We start from the raw sequence: 20,273 nt of genomic DNA on the forward strand, positions 1-20,273 counted from the left end.
GATTTTCTATGCAGTCTTTATCGATTAACATGTTCTCAAAAGCCGAAAGTAAAGCCGGTCAAGGCGTGGGCTCTGCCTACCGGGAACTGGTCAACACCCTGGTTAAACACTACCCCAAAGACCTCAAAGTCACTTATAATGCCCTTAAAACCAGCGACATTTCCCACTACCATACCGTTAATTTTCCCTTCTATTTATCAACTTTCTTAAAACGTCGCCGCGGGGTCCGCTTGGGCTATGTCCATTTTCTCCCTGAGACCTTGCGGGGGTCCATCCACCTACCTGGTTGGATCCAGACCCTCTTCGATAAGTATCTGATTGCCTTCTACCGGCGAATGGACCATTTGGTGGTGGTAAACCCCGTCTTTATTGATAAGTTGGTCCAAGACTACCACTTTGACCCCAAGAAACTCTCCTATATCCCCAACTTTGTCTCAACCGATACTTTCTACCCGCAAAGCCAGGAAGAAAAAGCTAGCTTCCGCCAAACTCTAGGTCTCAGTCCCAATGACTTTGTGGTCTTAGGCGTGGGGCAAATCCAGGGTCGTAAGGGGATCGACGACTTTATCCAGTTAGGCGTCGACCATCCAGAGATTTGTTTTTACTGGGTGGGTGGCTTTACCTTTGGCAAGTTGAGCGACGACCATGACCGCTACCAGGAAGCCCTCAAGCACCTGCCGCCTAATGTTCACTTTACCGGGGTGGTGGACCGGGCCGACATGGTCAAGTATTACAACCTGGCTGACCTCTTCCTCCTGCCCAGTTACAGCGAGCTCTTTCCCATGAGTATTCTCGAGGCCTTTGCCTGCCAGACTCCGGTCATGCTGCGCGACTTGGACCTTTACCAAGATATTTTAGGCGGTTACTATATCCCTTGTGCTGACCGAGCAGCCATGGGCGAAAAGATTGTTCAACTGGCCCAGGACCCTCAAAGTCTCAAAAGCTACCAGGACAAGGCTCAAGCGGCCTCCCACTACTACAGTGAGGACCGGGTGGCGCAAATCTGGCTCAACTTCTACCGCGACCTGGCTAAAAGTCAGGCGAACAACCATCTGGCCCAGCCAGGAAAATAAGACGATTTGGCCTAAAACTTTCCTTAAAATTGAGGCCAGCTTTTCAAAAAAAATTAAAGCCGTGGTAAGATTAAGGGAGTAGTAAAACATGCGAGAGGATTTGAAAATAAATGACTCAATACCATAGCGTCCAATTAAGTGACGCGGACCACAACCACTTCGTTGAAAACCATCCCAATGGTGACTTATTGCAACTGACCGACTGGGCTAAAGCCAAGGAATTTACCGGTTGGTACTCCAGAAACGTTGCCGTGGCTGATGACGCCGGCCAGGTTGAGGCGGTCGCTAACATTCAATTCAAGAAAATCAAAGGCACGCCATTGACCTTTGCCTATGCTTCCCGGGGCTTTGTGGTCGACTATGACAACCACGATGCCGTTGCTGCCATCACCCAAGCCGCAGTCAAGGCCGCTAAAGAAGAACGCGCCGTCTACCTTAAGATCGACCCTGACTTAGAACGAGAAGGTCACCAAGAAACCTTGAAACTCTTAGAAACGCTGGGCTTTCGTCATACCGGTTTTAAGGATGGGATGAGCGAACAGTATATCCAACCCCGCCAAACCATGTACACCCCCATCGACCAATCGGACGAAGACCTGTTAAATTCCTATGAGCCTAAGACCAGAAACCTGGTTCGTAAGGCCATGAAGTCGGGTCTAGAAGTCTTTGAAGGGACCCGGGAAGAACTGGATGTCTTCCACCGCTTAATGGAAGAAACTGGGGAGCGGGACGGTTTTGCCACCCGGGATATTTCCTACTTTGAAGCCCTCTACGACAACCTCCATCCCCAAGGGCACTTATATTACTTTATGATTAAGTTAATGCCCGACAAGATGGAAGCAGAAGCCCGCCAGGAACTAGCCCTGATTGCAAAAGACCGGGAAAAGGTTGAAGCCCGCCGTGATAGTAAGAAGAAAGACAACCAATTGAAGGAACTGGCTACCCGGCAAGCTAAGCAAGAAAAATTAATTGCGGACGCGGACGACTTGCGCAAAGACCACCCCAACGGTCTCCCCCTATCAGCAGCCATTCTCTGCTTCTGCGGTAAGAAGGCCTACTATCTCTATGCGGCCTCTTCCAACCACTACCGCAAGCTCAGCCCCAACTACCAACTCCAATACGATCTCATGCGCTTCGCTCGTGATAAAGGCGCCACTAGCTATGACTTTGGTGGGGTCAGCGTGGATCCGGATGAAGATTCGCCTTACCGGGGACTCTGGGTCTTCAAGCGCATGTGGGGGACCAAGGTTTCCGATAAAATCGGTGAATTTGACTATGTTCTTATTCCTGGCCTCTACCAATTGATGACCTACGCCATCCCAAGAGTCCGCCACTTCATGAAAGGCTTCCGTAACAAGGGAGACAATGAATAAGACTGAAAATTTATTTCGACCATAGTAAAAGCCCTCAAGCATTGACTTGAAGGCTTTTTTAACGTCTATTTTATCTTAATTCCCAGTCTAAGGTATAGCTATTCGGTCCGGCATAATTGACATAGAACTTCTTGTACTTGCGCCAATTGAAAACGCCATTTCCGTAGTTCAGAGCTTCTTGGATGGAGCTAAAACGACGAGATTCACGGACAAAACCATGTTTGGTGTTAACTTTAACAGCTTGTGATTGTTTTTTAGGACTTGTTTGGGGAGTTCTTAATTTCCATTTCAGCACATAGCGGCCGGAACCATCACTATCTACCCGGTATTGTTTATATTTAGACCAGTCAGCATGTTGACTGCCGTAAGTCATGGCCTCGTCAACCGTCTTAAAGCTTTGGCTTTCTTGGATCCAACCGTCTTTAGCTGCACTTGATAGCGCTGGCTTAGTGCTTTCATCCTTGCTTGGTTTTTCAGCTGGCGTTCCCGCTTTGGCTGGCGCTTTGACCACTAACTTATCTCCTGGGTGAAGCATGTAGTTAGCACCTAGCTTGTTCCAAGTCATTAAATCTTGGATACTTACCCCATACTTGTTACTAATTCTCCAGAGTGAATCGCCGGATTGGACGGTATAGGATGCGCTTGAAGTCGTATTTTCGGCTGGTTTTGAAGTTTCAGCGGGGTTCTCTGTACTTGGTTTTTCAGTAGGCGTTTCCGCTTTACCAGGGGCTTGAACGACTAGCTTATCACCGGGATGTAACATGTAGTTAGCACCTAACTTGTTCCAAGTCATTAAGTCTTGGATACTTACCCCATACTTGTTACTAATTCTCCAGAGCGAATCACCCGATTGGACCGTGTAGGATGCTCTTGAGGTTGTGTTTTCAGCGGGTTTTGCTGGCTTTTGTTCATTAGCTTCAGGACTTGCATCTGGATTTCTTAATTCCCATTTGAGAACATAGCGACCATTTCCAGCATAGTCGACCCGATATTGTTTATATTTAGACCAGTCAGCATGTTGACGACCAAAGGCCATGGCTTCTTCAACAGTCTTAAAGCTTTGGTCTTCTTTTTGCCAACCATCTTCTACTGTTGTTGCTGGTTTTTCTGTACTTGGTTTTTCACTTGGCCCTTCCGTTTTGTCAGGCGCTTTGACCACTAACTTATCTCCTGGGTGGAGCATGTAGTTAGCACCTAGTTTATTCCAGGTCATCAAGTCTTGGATGCTTACCCCATATTTGTTACTGATTCTCCAGAGCGAATCGCCGGATTGAACCGTGTAGGAAGCGCTAGGAGTTGTGCTTTCAGCGGGTTTTGCGGCTTCACTTGGTTTTTCGGTACTTGGTTTCGTTGTTGGAACTTCTGCCTTGTCAGGCGCTTGAACCACTAACTTGTCACCTGGATGTAACATGTAGTTAGCGCCTAACTTGTTCCAAGTCATGAGGTCTTGGATACTTACGCCATGCTTGCGACTGATTCTCCAGAGGGAATCGCCGGATTGGACAGTATAAGAGCCGCTGCCAGCTGGTTTTTCAACCGCTTTGCTGGTCTCTACAGGTTTCTCACTGCTTGTTTTGACTGGGCTTGTCGTTTCAGTGTTTTGACCACTCACTTGAGGGGTCTTCAATTCCCATTTGAGGACAAAGTGATTAGGGCTCACGTAATTGACCCGGTATTGTTTGTATTTGGACCAGTCCGCATGTTGACTGCCATAAGTCATGGCTTCGTCAACAGTTTTGAAACTGTGCCCTTCTTGGACCCAGCCACTGGATGCACTGCCTGGATTGGCTTCAGCCTTGACTTCCGGTCCACCTGCCACTTGTAAAGCTGCCGCCGACAATAAGGACAGTGACGCCAGGCTAATCCATTTATTATATTGATTCATTTTTTGATTTCTTGCTTTCATTTTAATAACCTCCCTTAGGGAAAGACGGCATACCATGCTCTCTTTTCACTTATATTATAACAAGCCCTCAATAGAAGTTAAAGTCATATTGTAACATTTCTGTAATATTAACCATTCCTTAAACTTTCTAATGCTATTTTCCGAAAAAGTAGTGGAAACCCTTATTTATAGGTGTTTTTATAAGTTTTCGTTAACTTTAAAAGTAAAGAAAAGCTGATCAAAGCTTGCTTTATGACAAACTCATGTAATATTTACGTAATATTATTTCAGCGATCAGTTAAGAAAATAAAGAAAGTAAGCGTTTCCTAAGGGGTGATCCCCATGTTTCATTAGCGGGAAAAGTGGTATCATAGGGACAAATAAGGAACGTGCGGTTCCATAAAGGAGTGAACAGTGTGCCAGTCAAAAAGTTGGAAGCCAATATCACCCAATCCATGGTCAAAGAAGAAGTTCATGTCTTAAAGGAAATCCTTGATGACACCACCCATAAAATGGTGGGGGACCAAGTCTTTGAAATGATCCAAGGTTTGGTTGATCTCTCCATGAAGGAAGACTACAAGCAACTGGAAAGTGTCGTCGCCCAGCTCAGTAACGATGAAATGGTGGTCGTTTCCCGCTATTTTTCGATTTTGCCGCTACTGATTAATATTTCTGAAGATGTCGATTTCGCCTATGAAATCAACTATCAAAACAATACCGACCAAGACTACCTTGGTAAACTCGCCTTAACCATTGACCGGGTCAGCCAAAGTGACCAGGCCAAGGAAATTCTCGAACACGTCAATGTGGTGCCCGTCCTAACGGCCCATCCGACCCAAGTTCAACGTAAAACCATCCTGGAATTGACCAATCAAATCCACCAACTCTTGCGTAAGTACCATGACGTCAAGGCTGGCGTGGTCAACCGCGACAAATGGTACACCGACTTGCGCCGCTATGTTGAAATTATTATGCAGACGGACATTATCCGGGAAAAGAAACTCACCGTCCGTAATGAAATCACCAATGTGACCGCCTACTATAACAATTCCTTAATCCGGGCCATCACCAAGTTAAGCCGGCAATACCGCCACTTAGCGGCTCAAAAGGGGATCGAGCTCGACCAAGCCAAGCCCATCACCATGGGTATGTGGATTGGGGGCGACCGCGACGGCAACCCTTACGTGACCGCCGAAACCCTACTCCTGTCAGCCACCACCCAAAGCGAAGTCATCCTCAATTACTACATTGAAAAAGTCCATAAACTCTACCGCAACTTCTCCCTGTCCACTACCCTAGTAGACATTAGTCCTGCCATGGAAGCTTTAGCAGCCAAGTCTAATGACCAGTCCATTTACCGGGAGAATGAACCTTACCGCCGGGCCTTCCACTATATCAAGGCCAAACTCGAACAGAACTTAGCCGAAGTCAAAAACGGCCTAAAAAGAGATGACCAAGCCCCAACCCCAAGCTACCAAAATGCGGAAGCCTTTAAGGCTGACCTCTTAGTGATTAAGGAGTCACTCCTAGCCAATGGCGAAGACGCTCTTTTAACCGGGGACTTCAATGAGTTAGTGGAAGCCATCGATATTTTCGGTTTTTACCTGGCTACTATCGATATGCGTCAAGATTCCAGTGTCAATGAAGCCTGCGTGGCCGAATTATTGAAGTCAGCCAAGATCGTCGACGACTATTCCTCGCTCTCGGAAACAGAAAAAGTTAAAGTCCTCCTCAAAGAATTACTGGAAGACCCCAGACCTCTATCTTCGGCCCATAGCGAAAAATCGGAGCTCCTGGAAAAAGAACTGAAAATCTTTAAGACCGCCCGTTTCCTAAAAGACCAACTGGGCGACCAAGTGATCAAGCAACATATCATCTCCCACACCGAAAGTGTCTCCGATATGTTCGAACTGGCCATCATGCTTAAGGAAGTCGGCCTGGTTGATCCTGAACAAGCCCGGGTCCAAATCGTGCCCCTCTTTGAAACCATCGAAGACTTGGAAAACGCCCAAGGGATCATGGAAGAATTCCTCAGTTATGACCTGGTCAAGAATTGGATCAAAGGTAACCATGGCTACCAAGAAGTCATGCTCGGTTACTCTGACAGTAACAAGGACGGTGGCTACCTCTCCTCCGTTTGGACCCTTTACAAGGTCCAACAAGAACTGACCCAACTCGGTGAAGACCACGGGATTAAGATCACCTTTATCCATGGCCGGGGCGGGACTGTAGGTCGTGGGGGCGGCCCTTCCTATGAAGCGGTCACTTCCCAACCCTTCGGCTCCATCAAGGACCGGATCCGTTTGACCGAACAAGGAGAAATTATTGAGAATAAATACGGTAACCAAGATGTGGCCTACTACAACCTGGAAATGTTAGTGTCAGCCGCCATTAGTCGGATCGTGCCGAACTCCGTTGATAAGAAGGCTGAGGTGGAAGACTTCTACCAAGACATGGATGACATTGTCCACTATTCCAACGGGGTTTACCGCCACTTAGTCTTTGATACGCCGGAATTCTATGACTATTTCTTTGAAGCCACACCAATTAAGGAAGTCTCCAGCTTGAATATCGGGTCGCGTCCCGCTGCCCGTAAGACCATCACGGAAATCACCGGACTCCGGGCTATTCCTTGGGTCTTCTCCTGGTCCCAAACCCGGATCATGTTCCCAGGTTGGTATGGGGTTGGTTCCGCCTTCAAACACTTTATCGACCAAGAGGAAGGCAACCTGGAAAAACTCCAAGCCATGTACCAAAGCTGGCCCTTCTTCCATTCCTTACTGTCCAATGTGGACATGGTCCTCTCCAAGTCCAACATGAATATCGCCGAGCAATACGCTCAATTGGCAGAGAATGAAGCGGTCCGTGACGTCTTCACCACCATCCGCGATGAATGGCAACTCACCAAAGAAGTTCTCCTAGCCATTGAAAACCATGACGACTTCCTGGCTACCAACCCTTCCTTAAGGGCCAGCCTGGACTATCGTTTACCTTACTTCAATGTTTTGAACTACATTCAAATTGAATTGATCAAACGCCTCCGTCACAATGAACTGGATGAAGACTACGAAAAACTCATTCACACCACCATTAACGGAATTGCCACCGGTTTACGTAACTCCGGTTGATACCTAGCTATGAGCATACGTTCTGCTTTTGAAATTTGGTCGTTATACAGCCATGGCACCGGCTCGGGCCAAGGTCCCTCACCTAGCGAGCTTCAAAGCCAGAGTGTGACAAAAGTATAAAAGCCCTGAAGAGCTACGCATACTATATCTGTAACTCGCTTGCGCTTCGAACAGCTATAGCAACTGGAATAAACGAAGGTAGAGCCTTTCCAAAGGCTCGAACATCGTTTATGAAGTGGATGTCAGGGCTACTTTTGGAACAGGTTTGGGGGCGTACGGCTAAAGCCTACGCTCCAGCTACGCATACTGAATCCGTAACTCGCTTTGCTTCGAACGGCTTCAGCATAATTCACATCGAGTCGGGTTCGGCCTGGCAGCTTTCGTGTCACTTCACAAGTCCCCGTTGCAGTCTTATGGACTGCTCTGGAGACTTGTTCCAGTGAACGAAAGCTAGTTGCCAGTCCTCACACCCTGATGCTTGCTTGTTCATGGCTAACGACCGCATTTCAAGCGCCACTACTGCTCATAGTTATTAGTTAAAAGAAACTTTATTTAATATTGCCAGTAACAAGAATAAATCAAAAAATAAAAAAGTGTTTCTATGAAAGCTGTCTTTTGCTTTCACAGAAACACTTTTTCTTTTTAACTTATTATTGAATTACTTTTTCCCCATAAATTGTCCTTGGAACCACCAGCGGGCGAGAAAGGCTAGGGCACCGATTACAAGATATGCGAAAGGCGGTAAGGCCCCGTTCCAGGATGGCGGTAAAACAGCTAGGGCGCCGACCAAGATCAGCATCCACAAGCCGACCACTAGAACCGAGAGCAGGATGTAACGACCAATGCCGCGTTTACCTTTTGCTTGGCTCATATCCGGACTGTATTGGTTTAAGACGGCCATAGCTAAGCCCCCCATAACAAAGTTAACCACCAAGGCAGCAGGACCGAAGGCGGTGGCTGAGTTGGCTTGGTTATTGGATAAGAGGGCTGACAAGCCAGCGATAATGGAGAAGAGTCCACCCACAAAGAGGGCCCCTTCTACCCAATGCATCCAGAAAGGTGCAGGGGATAATTCCTTAGCAGTTGGACGTTTTTCCAATTCTTCGGCGTATTGGTAGGGTTGGCCGTAGAGCTGTTGGGCGGTTTGGCCACTCGCTTGAGTCTCCACCAAGGTGGTTAAGATCTCATGGAGGACTTCGGTCTTATTCCGACCGCGTAAATCCTTATCTTTAATCGCCTTTTCAAATTGGAAGACAAATTCCTTATTGCGCTTGGTTAATTGAGGATAGAGGGCCTTATTTTCGGCCTCAAATTGGTCGAGTTGAGCCTGGCGCTCGGCGTCTTGGTCAGCTTTTTTATCTTGATTGAACACAACGTCCACCTCCTAAACATTGAAGCGGAAGAGCATGACGTCGCCGTCTTGGACCTCATAGTCCTTGCCTTCCGAACGGTAGCGGCCAGCTTCCTTGCAGGCTTGGATACTGCCGTATTCGACCAAATCATCGTAGTGGACGGTTTCTGCACGAATAAAACCACGTTCGAAGTCAGAGTGGATAATCCCCGCTGCTTGAGGGGCATGCATGCCCTTCTTAAAGGTCCAGGCCCGAACTTCTTGTTCCCCGGCCGTAAAGTAGGTGGCTAGGCCTAGTAACTTGTAGGCTTGTTGGATCAAGACGTCTAAGCCGGATTGGTCCATGCCTAAGTCTTCCAGGAACATGTCGCGGTCTTCCTCATCCATGGTAGCCAGGTCTTCTTCCAACTTGGCTGAGACCACCACCACTTCGGAGCCTTCTGCTTGGGCTAATTGGCGGACTTGGTTGACATAGTCATTATCCCCATCACTGGCATCGTCTTCGCTCACGTTAGCCACATAGAGGACCGGTTTCATGGTTAAGAGGAATAATTGCTTAGCTACCGCTTCCTCTTCTTCGTTGAAGTCGACGGTCCGGGCCGGTTTACCCGCTTCTAGGGCTTCCTTTAATTTCTTCAGGGTGTTGGCCTCGGTCACGGCATCGTGGTCTTTAGACTTGGCCATTTTGACCGCTTTTTCATAGCGCTTATTGACACTTTCCAAGTCAGCCAGAACTAATTCCAAGTTAATGGTTTCGATGTCATCTTGGGGGTTGATACCGCCAGAGACATGGGTAATGTTACCGTCATCAAAGCAACGAACCACGTGACAAATGGCATCCACTTCCCGGATATTGGCCAAGAACTTGTTGCCTAAGCCTTCCCCCTTGGAGGCTCCCTTGACAATCCCGGCAATATCGGTAAATTCAAAGGTAGTTGGGATGGTCTTTTTAGGTTGGTAGATTTCACTCAACTTCCACAAACGTTGGTCGGGCACTTCCACAATCCCCACATTAGGGTCAATGGTCGCAAATGGGTAGTTAGCGGCTTCCACTTGGGACTTGGTTATGGCGTTAAATAAGGTAGATTTCCCCACATTAGGCAAACCCACGATTCCTGCTGTTAAAGGCATGGTTTTTCGGTCACTCTTTCTCTTTAAAATTCTTATTCTTCACTGAGCCACTCAAAGCTTTTTGGCTTTACTCTCTGACTCCTAAACTGATCGGTGGCTACTTGCCTTGGTCATCATGGCCAATGACTTTTTTCATTTTCTTTTCAAATTCGCGCCGTGGCATCATAACAGACTGCCCACAGCCTTGGCACTTCATGCGGATATCAGCCCCCATCCGGATCAACTTCCAGGCATTGGTCTTACACGGATGGGGCTTCTTCATTTCCACGATATCATTTAAATCATAATTCTTTTCAGCCATCTTCTTCACCTCAATCATCAAAACGAATGTCTAAAATATCCAAGATCCGGGTGAGGTCTTCTTGGGATAGGTATTCAATTTCAATCTTACCGGCTTGGCCCTTGGGTTTAATCTGCACATTAGTACCAAACTTATCCATGAGGTGTTCTTCTCCCTCGAGTAGATAGGTCGGTTTTTCCGACTTATTATTGGCCACTTTGGGTGCTGGTTGAACCGGTTCGTTGAGATTTTGGACCAGCTTTTCCAAGTGACGAACGGTAATGCCTTCGTCGACGACTTTCTTGGCCAGGCGGCTTTGGTCTTTCTTGTTTTTCAATCCTAGCAAGGTCCGGGCTTGGCCCATGGAGAGTTTCTTGTTTTGTAGGAGCTCCTTGACATCTTCATTTAAGTCTAAGAGCCTCAAGGTGTTGGCCAGATGGGACCGGCTCTTGCCTAGCCGTTTGGCGGCTTCAGCCTGGGTCAGGTCGAGTTCATCCATCAAATTCCGGTAGGCTTGGGCCTCTTCTAGGGGGGTCAAGTCTTCGCGTTGCAGGTTTTCAATGATGGCAGTCTCGATCATTTGGGCGTCGGTCATGTCCCGGACGAGGGCCGGAATGCTATCGTAGCCCGCCAGTTTCATGGCCCGAAAGCGCCGTTCCCCAGCAATAATTTCATAGCCCTTGATGGCCGACTTTCTTAGGGTAATGGGTTGTAAGAGCCCCTGTTCTTCAATGGAATCAGCCAGTTCTTGGAGGGCGGTTGGGTCAAATTCCGTCCGTGGTTGGTAGGGATTGGGACGTATCTCATCAAGATGAATCTCTTGGACCTGGTCTTGGCCACTTTGGTTTTGGCCGCTCTCATTCGCTTCGGCCTCTTCGGCTTCTTGGTCGATGGCTTGGGCCTGTTGGGTCAGGTCGGTGGCTTCATTATCGAAGGAGTCCCCGGGAAAGAGGGCCCCGATCCCCTTACCCAGACCCCGGTTTTTCTTACTGGTCATTTGCGAGCACTTCCTTTGCCAGTTGTAGGTAGACTTGCGCCCCTTTGGAACTCATATCGTAATCAATAATCGATTGGCCATAGGAGGGCGCTTCCGACAAACGCACATTACGCGGGATCAAGGTGTCATAGACCTTGTCGCCAAAGTATTTGCGGACTTCTTCCACCACTTCGTTGGCCAGGTTGGTCCGCGAGTCGAACATGGTCATCAAGACCCCTTCAATCTTCAAGTGGGGGTTAAAATGTTTTTGGACCAGTTGAATGGTATTAAGCAACTGACTCAAGCCTTCCAGAGCATAGTATTCACTCTGCACCGGGATCAAAATCGCATCCGCCGCGGTAAAGGCATTAATAGTCAAGTGGCCCAAAGACGGTGGGCAGTCAATAATGACATAGTCGTAATTTTCCTTGACCCCATCAATGGCCTGCTTCATCCGGGCTTCCCGGTGGGGGAGGTTGGTCAGTTCCACTTCCGCCCCGGCTAATTGGATGGTGGCTGGGACCAGGACCAGGTTTTCCCGCGATGATTGCTGGATGGTAGTCGCCATATCCACATCATTGACTAAAACGTCATAAATATCCCGTTCGACTTCCGCCTTAGAGATGCCTAAACCACTGGTGGCATTTCCCTGGGCATCACTATCGACTAAGAGCACTTGTTTGTCTGAATAAGCCAGTGCAGCAGCTAAATTGACTGCTGTTGTCGTTTTACCGACGCCGCCTTTTTGATTGGCAATGGCAATGACCTTCCCCATGTTAATCCTCCTAAAACTTAGCAATGAAAAAAGGAACGAATGCGTTCCTTAATCCCCGCATTTCTTCCAAGTTAATCATTAACTCTTCGCTATCTTTTCTACTGTATCCGTTAAGCGCTCTTCCCTCAATCAGGAAAAGCGGTCCTTAGCGTGTCAAATAAGTTTGCCTGAGCGATTGCTGAGCTTTGACATTGGCCTAAAATCAACCGCTCCGGGCCCCAGTCACGGGCGTATAAACTTATTTGCATCGGTCTCTTTTATTGTATCAAAAAAAGCTTGACTTTGCTCAAGAAATATTAGCTGATTGCCTCTAACTTGCCCTTAGAGGTAAAGGTCCCGTCTGGAAAAATACATGACCGAGCCATAATCGATCAGGAGACTGACTAGAACCATGGCTAGGGAAGAGACGAGGAAGTAATGGGTATCGTTACAGATCTTATCGGGATCGTAAAAAGTGAACAAGGTACAATAATCCAGCCAATCGAGCTGATCCGATAATTTCCGAAAGACATCGGCCAGATAAAAGCACATGACTAGGCTAGTGGAAGCGGCCAAGGCCTGGCTACTATTGTCACTAATCACACTCAGCAGAATACACAGCGACCCCATCAAGATAAAAAGGGCCAGTAATTCGCCATTAATCTTCATCAGGTCAAAGAAATGAAAGTCTTGATCTGGTAGAAAGACCTGCCCCACAGCCGCTCCCAAGAAGGCCACCAAGGCGATAAAAGCGAGAGCCAATTTAAAGACCAGGATCTGACTAAGTAAGAACTGCTTCCTGGAAACAGAGGCATTGAGAAAATAAACCAGGGACGTATCACCCAGTAATTTAGCGGTCAAGCGGACGGCCAGGACAATCACTACCAAGATCAAAATATAAATGGCAAGGGAATTATAGAAATTGATATAGAGATAATCATTGACATTGGTCACGTCTCCCTGCATTCCAAAGGCAGCCAGCATATTATCAGGCAGCCCCTGGAGCATCTCGGCATAGCCGGCATTGCTATTCACCCAAGGAAAGACTGCTAACAAGGACACTTCCGCAATTAGGACTGATAGCGTCACTAGGGTCAAGAAGGCCCGGTTCATTTTTAAGGCGGTTTGACAGATAACTTTTACAGGCATGTTAATCCCCCTCCCGGTAATATTTTTGGAAAAGCTCGCGTAAGGTCACCGCTTGGCCACGTAAATCAGCAATATCATGTTGGGCCAGTTCCCTAAGGAGGGCATTATAATCACCCTCGAGGGGAATTCGGTAGGTCTGCTGACCTAAATCCTCAATCCCCGCTAAGACAGGAGCTAATGGCTTATCATCCTTTAAGGTCACCTGCAGGAATTCCTTCATTTCGGCATGGAGCTGGTCAATATCCAACTTTTTCACGATCCGACCTTCTTTGATAATACAGATTTCATCGGCGATCCGTTCAATTTCTTCCAAGACATGGGAAGAGAGGAAGATGGTTTTGCCCTTGGCCTTTTCTTCTCTTAAAAGCTGGATCAATTCTTCTTGCATGAGCGGATCAAGTCCGGTGCTGGGTTCATCGAGGATAATAATGTCCGGATCACACATAAAACAAGCCACCAAGGCCAGTTTCTGCTTCATCCCCTTGGACATCTTATGAATAGGAATAGCCATATTCAATTGAAAGCGATCAATTAAATCTTCGGCTAGGCGGGTATCCTGATGGCGGTGGATTTCCCTTTGCATGGCTAGAAAATCATGAGCGGACAATCCACTGGGAAAGACAATTTCCCCGGGTAAATAACCCAAGCCCTCCTTGACCTGGTCAGCTTCCCGCCAGCAATCCAAGCCATTGATGGTCAAAGTTCCCTTATCGGCCTTTAAAAAGCCCATCAAATGGCGAATGGTCGTCGACTTCCCTGCCCCATTGGGCCCAATAAAGCCCATAACCTGACCGTCCGCCACCTCCAGGCTAATATCAAAAATTCCCTTATGGTGGTCAAAAGACTTGGTCACATGATCGATTTTAATCAATTACTTCACCTCCGCGTAAACTGCGCTTTTAGGAGGACTTGGCTAACTCTTCTCATAAGCTTTCCTCAGGCGATCCTCCTTAATTGGATAGAATTATACTCTAAAATATATAAATTGAAAGACTTTTTTTACTCCCACAAAAAAGAGAGCCACCCACAAGGAGTAACTCTCTGGATAAAAATAGTTATTATTTTTAAAATATTCTTTTGATTAATAGCTTTGAGCAGTAGTGGCGCTTTAAATTTGGGCGTTAGCCATGGACAAGCAAGCGATGTGAAATAGGGATCGTAGGTTTTAGCCTTACGATCCCTTTGAAGCTCGCTAGGTGAGAGACCCAGGGCTCGAACCGGTGCCATGGCTTTTAAACGCCCAAAATTTAAAAGCAAAACGAATGCTCAAAAAATAATTTAAAAAAGCATGTATTCCTATTTTTTAAGCGATATGAAAGAAGTTTCTTAAGCGTTCGGCTTGTCTTTGGCCGATAATGACATCCAGTTGCCGGCTCTTACTAATCGACAAGACATAGACAAAGGCACCCACGCTAGCTAAGACCAGTAATTCCACCAAGGCACCCAAGCGATTTGGCGCGCCGATAACGACCTTAAAGAAGACTAAGAGTAACCCGTCAATCAGAAGCATGAGCCCACTCGCCTTCAAGGCCCCGGATAAGCGGCTGAGGACTGCCTTCGTTCTGAGCTGAACCTGGGACTGAATGATCACCAAGTAGTAAGCACACATGTAAACAAAGGCCAGGATGGAGGCGTACATGGCGCCTTCACTACCAAAGACAGCCAAGAGTGGGTATTGGACGATCAACTTCATAACCACCCCGAGGGCAATCCCCACCATAGCACGTTTTTGTTCGTCCATGGCTTGGAGAACCATCACTAAAACCGAGAAGAGTCCCATGGGAATGGCCATCACCGAAGAAATCTGTAAGTACCATTCACCTAGGGGGTCATAAATCCCATAGAGAAGTTGGTAAACCGGACCCGCAACCAGGGCCATCCCCAAGGAAGCCGGTAACATGACCAAACTGAAAAGATTCAAGGTATGTAAGATCACTTCCCGAGTCTTGGTGAAGCTGGCCTTGACCTTTTGTGTCAACTTGGCCCGGCGGTAGTGGGTCAATTCCCGGATATAGGTATCGGTCACCACTGGAACCGAAGTCGAAGCAATGGCGGTCGCAAAGGAGAGGATGATTTGAATCACCCGCCGCGCATTAGCGTTAAAGACCCCATATTGGTAGACCAGTTGATCATGGGGTAAGTCACTCACCTGCTGCATCATCGGCATGTAGGTATTCATATCGATCAAATTGATGACTTCAACAATTGACCCGGTGATGACAAAGGGAATGGCCACCCGGACAATCTCGAATAAGAGGCTTTTGGTAGACACCGTATTGGTATCCACATAACCTTCTGGCAGCTGGTACTGGTCCTTATCACGGATATAATAGAAAACCAAGGTGATAATGGCTACCACCGCACCGATAAAGGCCGCAAAGGTGGAGTGTCCCACCGCTGCCGCCACCGAGCCGTCTAAGAGTTGACGGATCACATAAACCGCCACTAGCATATAGGCTACCCGGGCGATCTGCTCGGTCACCTGGGAGATGGCACTCTGCTTCATCTCCAGATAGGCTTGAAAGCCCCCTCTAAGAATGGATAAGAGGGGAATCACGGCCAAGGCCGGCACCAAAGAGCGGATGACTAAGACCACATCTTCCTCCCGAGCCGCTGGTAAGTTTTGCGACAGGGCCGGCGCTGCCAGGTAGAGGAGGAGGGCACAGACTAGACCGGTGATGGTCATTAGAATGGTCCCGCTCTTAAAGAGGCGGCGGCTGGTCCCGTATTCTCCCCGGGCCATGTAATTGGTCATCTGCTTAGAAATGGCGGCTGGCACGCCAGCAATGGCCACCGATAAGAAAATCAAATAATAATTGTAACCAATACTATACAAGGCATTGGCCTGGGTTCCCGTATGGGGGTCTCCAATCCAACGCATCCAAGGAATAATATAGAGGACCCCGATGATCCGTGAGACCATACTGGATATGGACATCCAGGCCGATCCTTCATTCAATTTGGCTTTTGCGCGTGCTTCCTGGTCGATAACTTCCAGGTCTTTTTCATTTTTTGGCATCATTACTCTCCCAGAATTGTTTGACATGTTTTTTATACATCATAATCTTACTTATTGTACTCAAATTTAGCCATCAATTCAATACAACTTCCCTAGGCTCTTTCAGTCAGCCCCCTACCGTCCATACCGCTAGGGCAAAAATTGCCTGAGTTTTAGGCGGTTTTTTTGCTATAATGGGAGCTGTTAGACAAGATTTTGCTTATTTTTAGTAAAATAAACAGATAATATATTAAACATTAGCAAAGGACTATTATGATTTTTAAAGAAATTTCAGCCGATCAACTTGAACACTTTCAACAAAAGCAACCCGACCGTCACTTTTTCACCCAGGGCGCTGACTACCAACGACTGGCCGAAAGCAACCAGACCACTTCCAAAATCCTGGCCGTCGTTGAAGGCGACTCCCTACTGGCTTATGCCATCTTCATCTACTACCCTTACAAAAAGTTTTTCTACAAGGTGACCACCCAATTCGGTCCCATTATGGATTATGCCAACACAAACCTGGTCAATTTCTACTTCCACCACTTAAAAAATTACTTTAAGAGGAATTGGCGGGTCCTCTGTGTCCGGGTCAACCCCTTCCTCAATGAACGCTACTTCTCCGATGTCGACTTTATCGAGGATAATCCCCAAGCCGGCAGCGTGGATAAGGCCCTGCAAGCGGAAGGCTTTATTAAAACTGACCACGACCTCTTCGATGATCCCACCCTGGCTACTCGTTGCGTCTTTTCCAAGGATTTGACCGGGCTCACCAAGGATAATCTCCTGAAGAACGTCTCACAAATCGCCCGCTACACCATCAACCGTACCATCAAGGAAGGCGTGCAAGTACGGCCGCTGGATATTTACGATGAAGCCGATGGTAAAATCCTCGATGCCATCAACCAAGAGACCTCAGAACGGATTGGTTTTGAATTAAGAGATTCCCAATACTTCCGAAATCTCAAAAATATCCTCAAAGACGACCTCATTCTGGCCCTGGCCTATATCGATTGTGACTACTTCCTAAGCCAAACCAAAGAAACCATCGAGCATCTCAAAGAAGAAGGTCAAGAACTAGAAGAAAAGCTCGCCTTGGGCAAGGTCAACCCTAAAAAGACCAAGAACAAAATCCGCGAGCTCAATGAAAATATCGGTATTTGGGAAAAGAAAATTGAAAAGATCCAAAAGTTGAAAGCAGAAGAAGGCAATATTGTCAACCTGGCCTCAGCCAGCTTTATCCAATCGGCTGAGGACTTTATTTACTTCTCCAGCGGGGCCTTCAGCAAGTTTACCCGCTTTGAAGGGCCCTACGCCATCCTCTATCGTATGCTCCTAGAGGCCATCGAGAAAAACTTTAGCTACTTTAATTTCTATGGGACCAGTAGCGACTTTTCTGAAGAGGGACCTGATTACGGCGTCCTCCAATTCAAGCGTAACTTCAAGGGGAATATTGAATGGTTCATGGCCAACTACGAATTAAGAAATGCCCTAGGGAAAATTGTTTCCTGGTAGGACTGACCCTAGCTATAGTAAAAATAAGGCGCTGGTGAAGCTACACATGCTCCACCAGCGCCTTTTTCTTGTGGCCATTATTGACTAAAGCTTCTTTTTACTCGCTCAAAACCTTCCCTTAGAGCGGTCTAATCCTTGTTGAGCTTTCATCTTATATCTATCTGAAGCCCATCAAAGGACCTACCCTTATTTTGTTTTAGCTAATTCTTGACAAGATAATTGGTAGAATAAGCCCGTAACTCCCACATTGACTAAAAGGAATAAAACCAGTTCAGCCAAGCTAAAGTCTTCAAGCGCTCGGCTGCGTAAGGCCACCATGACTTGGGAGTAAGGATAGAATGGCACCAAGTTTTCATTGATGAAGAGCAAGACAAAGCCACCCATAGCACCTAGGGCGGAAAGGCCCACTGACTGGCTGAAATTTCTGCTTTTAGAAAAGAGATAACTTTGAATAGAAAGAATGCTTGCCGAAGCCAACACTGACAGGGCAATCCATTTTAAATTGACCAAGACATCCAGCGATAAAGCCAGGTCTGCAGCCCACGCTCCTCCAAGATAGACTAAGAAAAGCATTACCTGGACGAGAACGACGATTCCAAGAACCGCTACAAGCTTGCTAAAAAGCAGCTTCCTAATCGATACGGCATTGGCTCGAAGCATTTCAATATTCTTTCTTTCAAATTCTTGATTTAAGCTCATGGAGATAAAAATGGCCAGCATGGGCGCCGATAAAACCTGGCTGTAATAAAAAGTCAGCTGGCCCCACATGACTTGGTATTGGGTGCCTTCAGTAAAAACGGACTGGTTGGCAAAATAGATCCCCAAACCAATAAAGCTGGCTATAGCCAGAAAGACCAGGCCGATACAGACTAATTGGACTTTTCTCAATTTAACCCATTCTTGTGCTAGATAGTCTCTCATGCGAAGGCCCCCTTTCTGGCAATCATGGCCCGGATGACAACCGCTATGATAGCTAGGTAAAGCAAATAAAGCAGTAAACGTAATCCCAGATACCCATCCAAAACATAGGTATAAGTCATACTATCAACTAGGCTGAATTTATAGGGGGCTAAGTAGCCTGCCCCTAAAAAAGGTAGGATAAAACTCCCAAGCGCTGAGGTTTTTGAGGCTAAAACCAGGCCAAAAAAGCCACCCATAAAACCTAAGGATAACAAAAGCCCTTGTTTTTCGATCACCAACGCCAGGAATAAATAGAAGTAGATTAAGCTGAGACTGGCTAGAAATTGTCCAATCACTTGCAGGAGACTGATTGACAGAGGAACATGGACCCCATGGCTATAGGCATATAGGGTCACAAGCCCGGTTTGGACGATTGCAATTAGCAGGAAAAATAAGGCCGTGAGGAGCAATTTACTATCAAAAATCTTCAGTGTGCTTCTGCCATTGGCATTTTGCAGTTTAAAGGTCTGCCCCATTCTTTCATTGTTAACGATCCGACTGGTAAAAATACTAATGGCTATGGGGAGTAAGAGGCTATTAACGGTCTGATTATTAAACAAGACCCCTACCGCATCTAGTTGGCGGCTGGAAAACTCACTCCCCACACTGACTAGATTCCATAGCAAGGCCACCAGCATCAGGATGGCTGCGAGCGAAAATGACCGGGTTCTGCGACTCTTTAAAAGTTCGATTCCTAAAGCTTTCACCATCCTATACCTCCTTGGTTAACTGTAGAAAAATATCTTCCAGACTTTCCTGTTTGGACTCGATTCTAAAAAGCGGGAAACCCATCTCAACCAAGGCTTTGGCGATCAAGGCGACCTGGTCATCAGTCGTCCGATTGATTTTCAGAATATGGTCCGCCACTTCAAAGTCATTGGGCCCATAGTATTGACTTAACAAACGCTCTACTGACTGGCTTTCAAATTTTCCGCGAAATTCGATCCAATGATTGGCATTGATTTGGTCAATTTCACCTTCGTAGACCAGTCTTCCGTGATTAATAATCCCTACACGATCAGCCATCTGCTCAATTTCAGATAAAATATGACTGGAAATCAAGACGGTCAAACCCTGACTCTTGGCCAGATTAATAATCAACTCTCTGACCTCGTGGATACCGCTAGGATCTAAGCCGTTGGTTGGCTCATCAAGCAGTAAGATTTGGGGTTGCTTGACTAAGGCAAAGGCAAGGGCTAAGCGCTGTTTCATCCCTAAAGAATAGTCTTTGGCCAGTTTTTTCTGATTTTTCTCTTCAGCTAAGCCAACTAATTCAAGGGTTTCCAAAATATTTTGCTTATCAAAACCCAGCATTTTTTGAAAAACTAAGAGATTTTCATATCCGGTTAAATTGGGATAGTAGGAGGGCTCTTCAATCATTGAGCCGATGTCATTTAAATAAGCCCTATTTGCTAGAATGGATTGACCGCCGACTTCAATCTGACCCGATGAGGGTGGGATTAAGGATAGAATCATCTTCATGGTGGTGGTTTTTCCGGCTCCGTTAGGTCCCAAGAAACCATAGATTTCTCCTTTTCTCACGGTAAGATGATCCAAGTCAACCGAATGCTGGCCATTAAAGTCCTTCTTCAAATTTTTAACTTCAATCATATTGGTCATGTCATGCCTCTTCCTATCAGTAAAAATCATTTGCAATATACTTTTTAGATCATATCTCATTATAGGTTGAAGCAAGT

At 46.8% G+C, this 20,273-nt stretch carries 16 protein-coding genes; 4 read left to right on the forward strand and 12 right to left on the reverse strand.

The window, feature by feature from the left end:
• Positions 1 to 8 precede the first annotated feature (8 nt).
• Both DBT50_RS09275 and DBT50_RS09280 read left to right on the forward strand, forming a co-directional pair.
• The gene (locus DBT50_RS09275; RefSeq protein ID WP_111853430.1) at positions 9 to 1,073 is read left to right on the forward strand and encodes a glycosyltransferase family 4 protein; all 1,065 of its coding nucleotides are present in this window, start codon (positions 9 to 11) and stop codon (positions 1,071 to 1,073) included.
• Positions 1,074 to 1,183: 110 nt separating this feature from the next.
• Positions 1,184 to 2,446, forward strand: coding sequence for a lipid II:glycine glycyltransferase FemX (locus DBT50_RS09280; protein WP_111852281.1), 1,263 nt, complete (start codon positions 1,184 to 1,186; stop codon positions 2,444 to 2,446).
• Between the two features lie 70 nt (positions 2,447 to 2,516).
• On the opposite strand, the gene DBT50_RS09285 is transcribed toward DBT50_RS09280, so the two are convergent.
• Positions 2,517 to 4,352 (reverse strand): LysM peptidoglycan-binding domain-containing protein, encoded by a 1,836-nt coding sequence (locus DBT50_RS09285; RefSeq protein WP_181566111.1) that lies wholly within the window; start codon positions 4,350 to 4,352, stop codon positions 2,517 to 2,519.
• Between the two features lie 395 nt (positions 4,353 to 4,747).
• Here DBT50_RS09285 and ppc point away from each other — a divergent pair, with 395 nt between their 5' ends.
• On the forward strand, positions 4,748 to 7,459 hold the full coding sequence (ppc, locus tag DBT50_RS09290) for a phosphoenolpyruvate carboxylase (RefSeq protein WP_111852283.1): 2,712 nt from the start codon (positions 4,748 to 4,750) through the stop codon (positions 7,457 to 7,459).
• 658 nt (positions 7,460 to 8,117) lie between these two features.
• Here ppc and DBT50_RS09295 read toward each other — a convergent pair.
• The 8 genes from DBT50_RS09295 to DBT50_RS09330 form a co-directional block, all read right to left on the reverse strand.
• Positions 8,118 to 8,831, reverse strand: a complete 714-nt coding sequence (locus DBT50_RS09295) for a DUF1129 domain-containing protein (RefSeq protein ID WP_181566112.1) — start codon at positions 8,829 to 8,831, stop codon at positions 8,118 to 8,120.
• Positions 8,832 to 8,843: 12 nt separating this feature from the next.
• Positions 8,844 to 9,941: a redox-regulated ATPase YchF gene (ychF, locus tag DBT50_RS09300; protein WP_111852285.1), complete on the reverse strand. Its 1,098-nt coding sequence runs from the start codon at positions 9,939 to 9,941 to the stop codon at positions 8,844 to 8,846.
• 97 nt (positions 9,942 to 10,038) lie between these two features.
• The gene (locus DBT50_RS09305) at positions 10,039 to 10,242 is read right to left on the reverse strand and encodes a DUF951 domain-containing protein (RefSeq protein ID WP_013668998.1); all 204 of its coding nucleotides are present in this window, start codon (positions 10,240 to 10,242) and stop codon (positions 10,039 to 10,041) included.
• Between the two features lie 10 nt (positions 10,243 to 10,252).
• Positions 10,253 to 11,218 (reverse strand): ParB/RepB/Spo0J family partition protein, encoded by a 966-nt coding sequence (locus DBT50_RS09310; RefSeq protein ID WP_111852286.1) that lies wholly within the window; start codon positions 11,216 to 11,218, stop codon positions 10,253 to 10,255.
• On the reverse strand, positions 11,208 to 11,972 hold the full coding sequence (locus tag DBT50_RS09315) for a ParA family protein (protein ID WP_111853431.1): 765 nt from the start codon (positions 11,970 to 11,972) through the stop codon (positions 11,208 to 11,210). The genes DBT50_RS09310 and DBT50_RS09315 overlap by 11 nt, the downstream gene beginning before the upstream one ends.
• Positions 11,973 to 12,293: 321 nt before the next feature.
• Positions 12,294 to 13,100, reverse strand: a complete 807-nt coding sequence (locus tag DBT50_RS09320; protein ID WP_111852288.1) for a hypothetical protein — start codon at positions 13,098 to 13,100, stop codon at positions 12,294 to 12,296.
• Between the two features lies 1 nt (position 13,101).
• A complete protein-coding gene (locus tag DBT50_RS09325) occupies positions 13,102 to 13,971 on the reverse strand; it encodes an ABC transporter ATP-binding protein (RefSeq protein WP_111852289.1) in 870 nt (289 codons plus the stop codon).
• Positions 13,972 to 14,403: 432 nt separating this feature from the next.
• Positions 14,404 to 16,119, reverse strand: a complete 1,716-nt coding sequence (locus tag DBT50_RS09330) for a putative polysaccharide biosynthesis protein (RefSeq protein ID WP_111852291.1) — start codon at positions 16,117 to 16,119, stop codon at positions 14,404 to 14,406.
• Positions 16,120 to 16,371: 252 nt separating this feature from the next.
• Here DBT50_RS09330 and DBT50_RS09335 point away from each other — a divergent pair, with 252 nt between their 5' ends.
• Positions 16,372 to 17,616 carry a peptidoglycan bridge formation glycyltransferase FemA/FemB family protein gene (locus DBT50_RS09335; RefSeq protein ID WP_111852292.1) on the forward strand — a complete coding sequence of 415 codons (1,245 nt, stop codon included), beginning with the start codon at positions 16,372 to 16,374 and terminating at the stop codon, positions 17,614 to 17,616.
• A gap of 186 nt (positions 17,617 to 17,802) precedes the next feature.
• On the opposite strand, the gene DBT50_RS09340 is transcribed toward DBT50_RS09335, so the two are convergent.
• From DBT50_RS09340 to DBT50_RS09350, 3 genes are read right to left on the reverse strand one after another with little or no spacing between them, the layout of a single operon-like run.
• Positions 17,803 to 18,537, reverse strand: a complete 735-nt coding sequence (locus tag DBT50_RS09340) for an ABC transporter permease (protein WP_111852293.1) — start codon at positions 18,535 to 18,537, stop codon at positions 17,803 to 17,805.
• Complete coding sequence (locus DBT50_RS09345; RefSeq protein WP_111852294.1) at positions 18,534 to 19,286, reverse strand: ABC transporter permease; 753 nt, start codon at positions 19,284 to 19,286, stop codon at positions 18,534 to 18,536. Before DBT50_RS09345 ends, DBT50_RS09340 begins: the two co-directional genes overlap by 4 nt.
• Before the next feature lies 1 nt (position 19,287).
• Complete coding sequence (locus tag DBT50_RS09350; protein WP_111852295.1) at positions 19,288 to 20,196, reverse strand: ABC transporter ATP-binding protein; 909 nt, start codon at positions 20,194 to 20,196, stop codon at positions 19,288 to 19,290.
• Positions 20,197 to 20,273: the final 77 nt, after the last annotated feature.

The sequence above is a fragment of the Aerococcus tenax genome (assembly GCF_003286645.3).
GTDB classification, from domain to species: Bacteria; Bacillota; Bacilli; order Lactobacillales; family Aerococcaceae; genus Aerococcus; species Aerococcus tenax.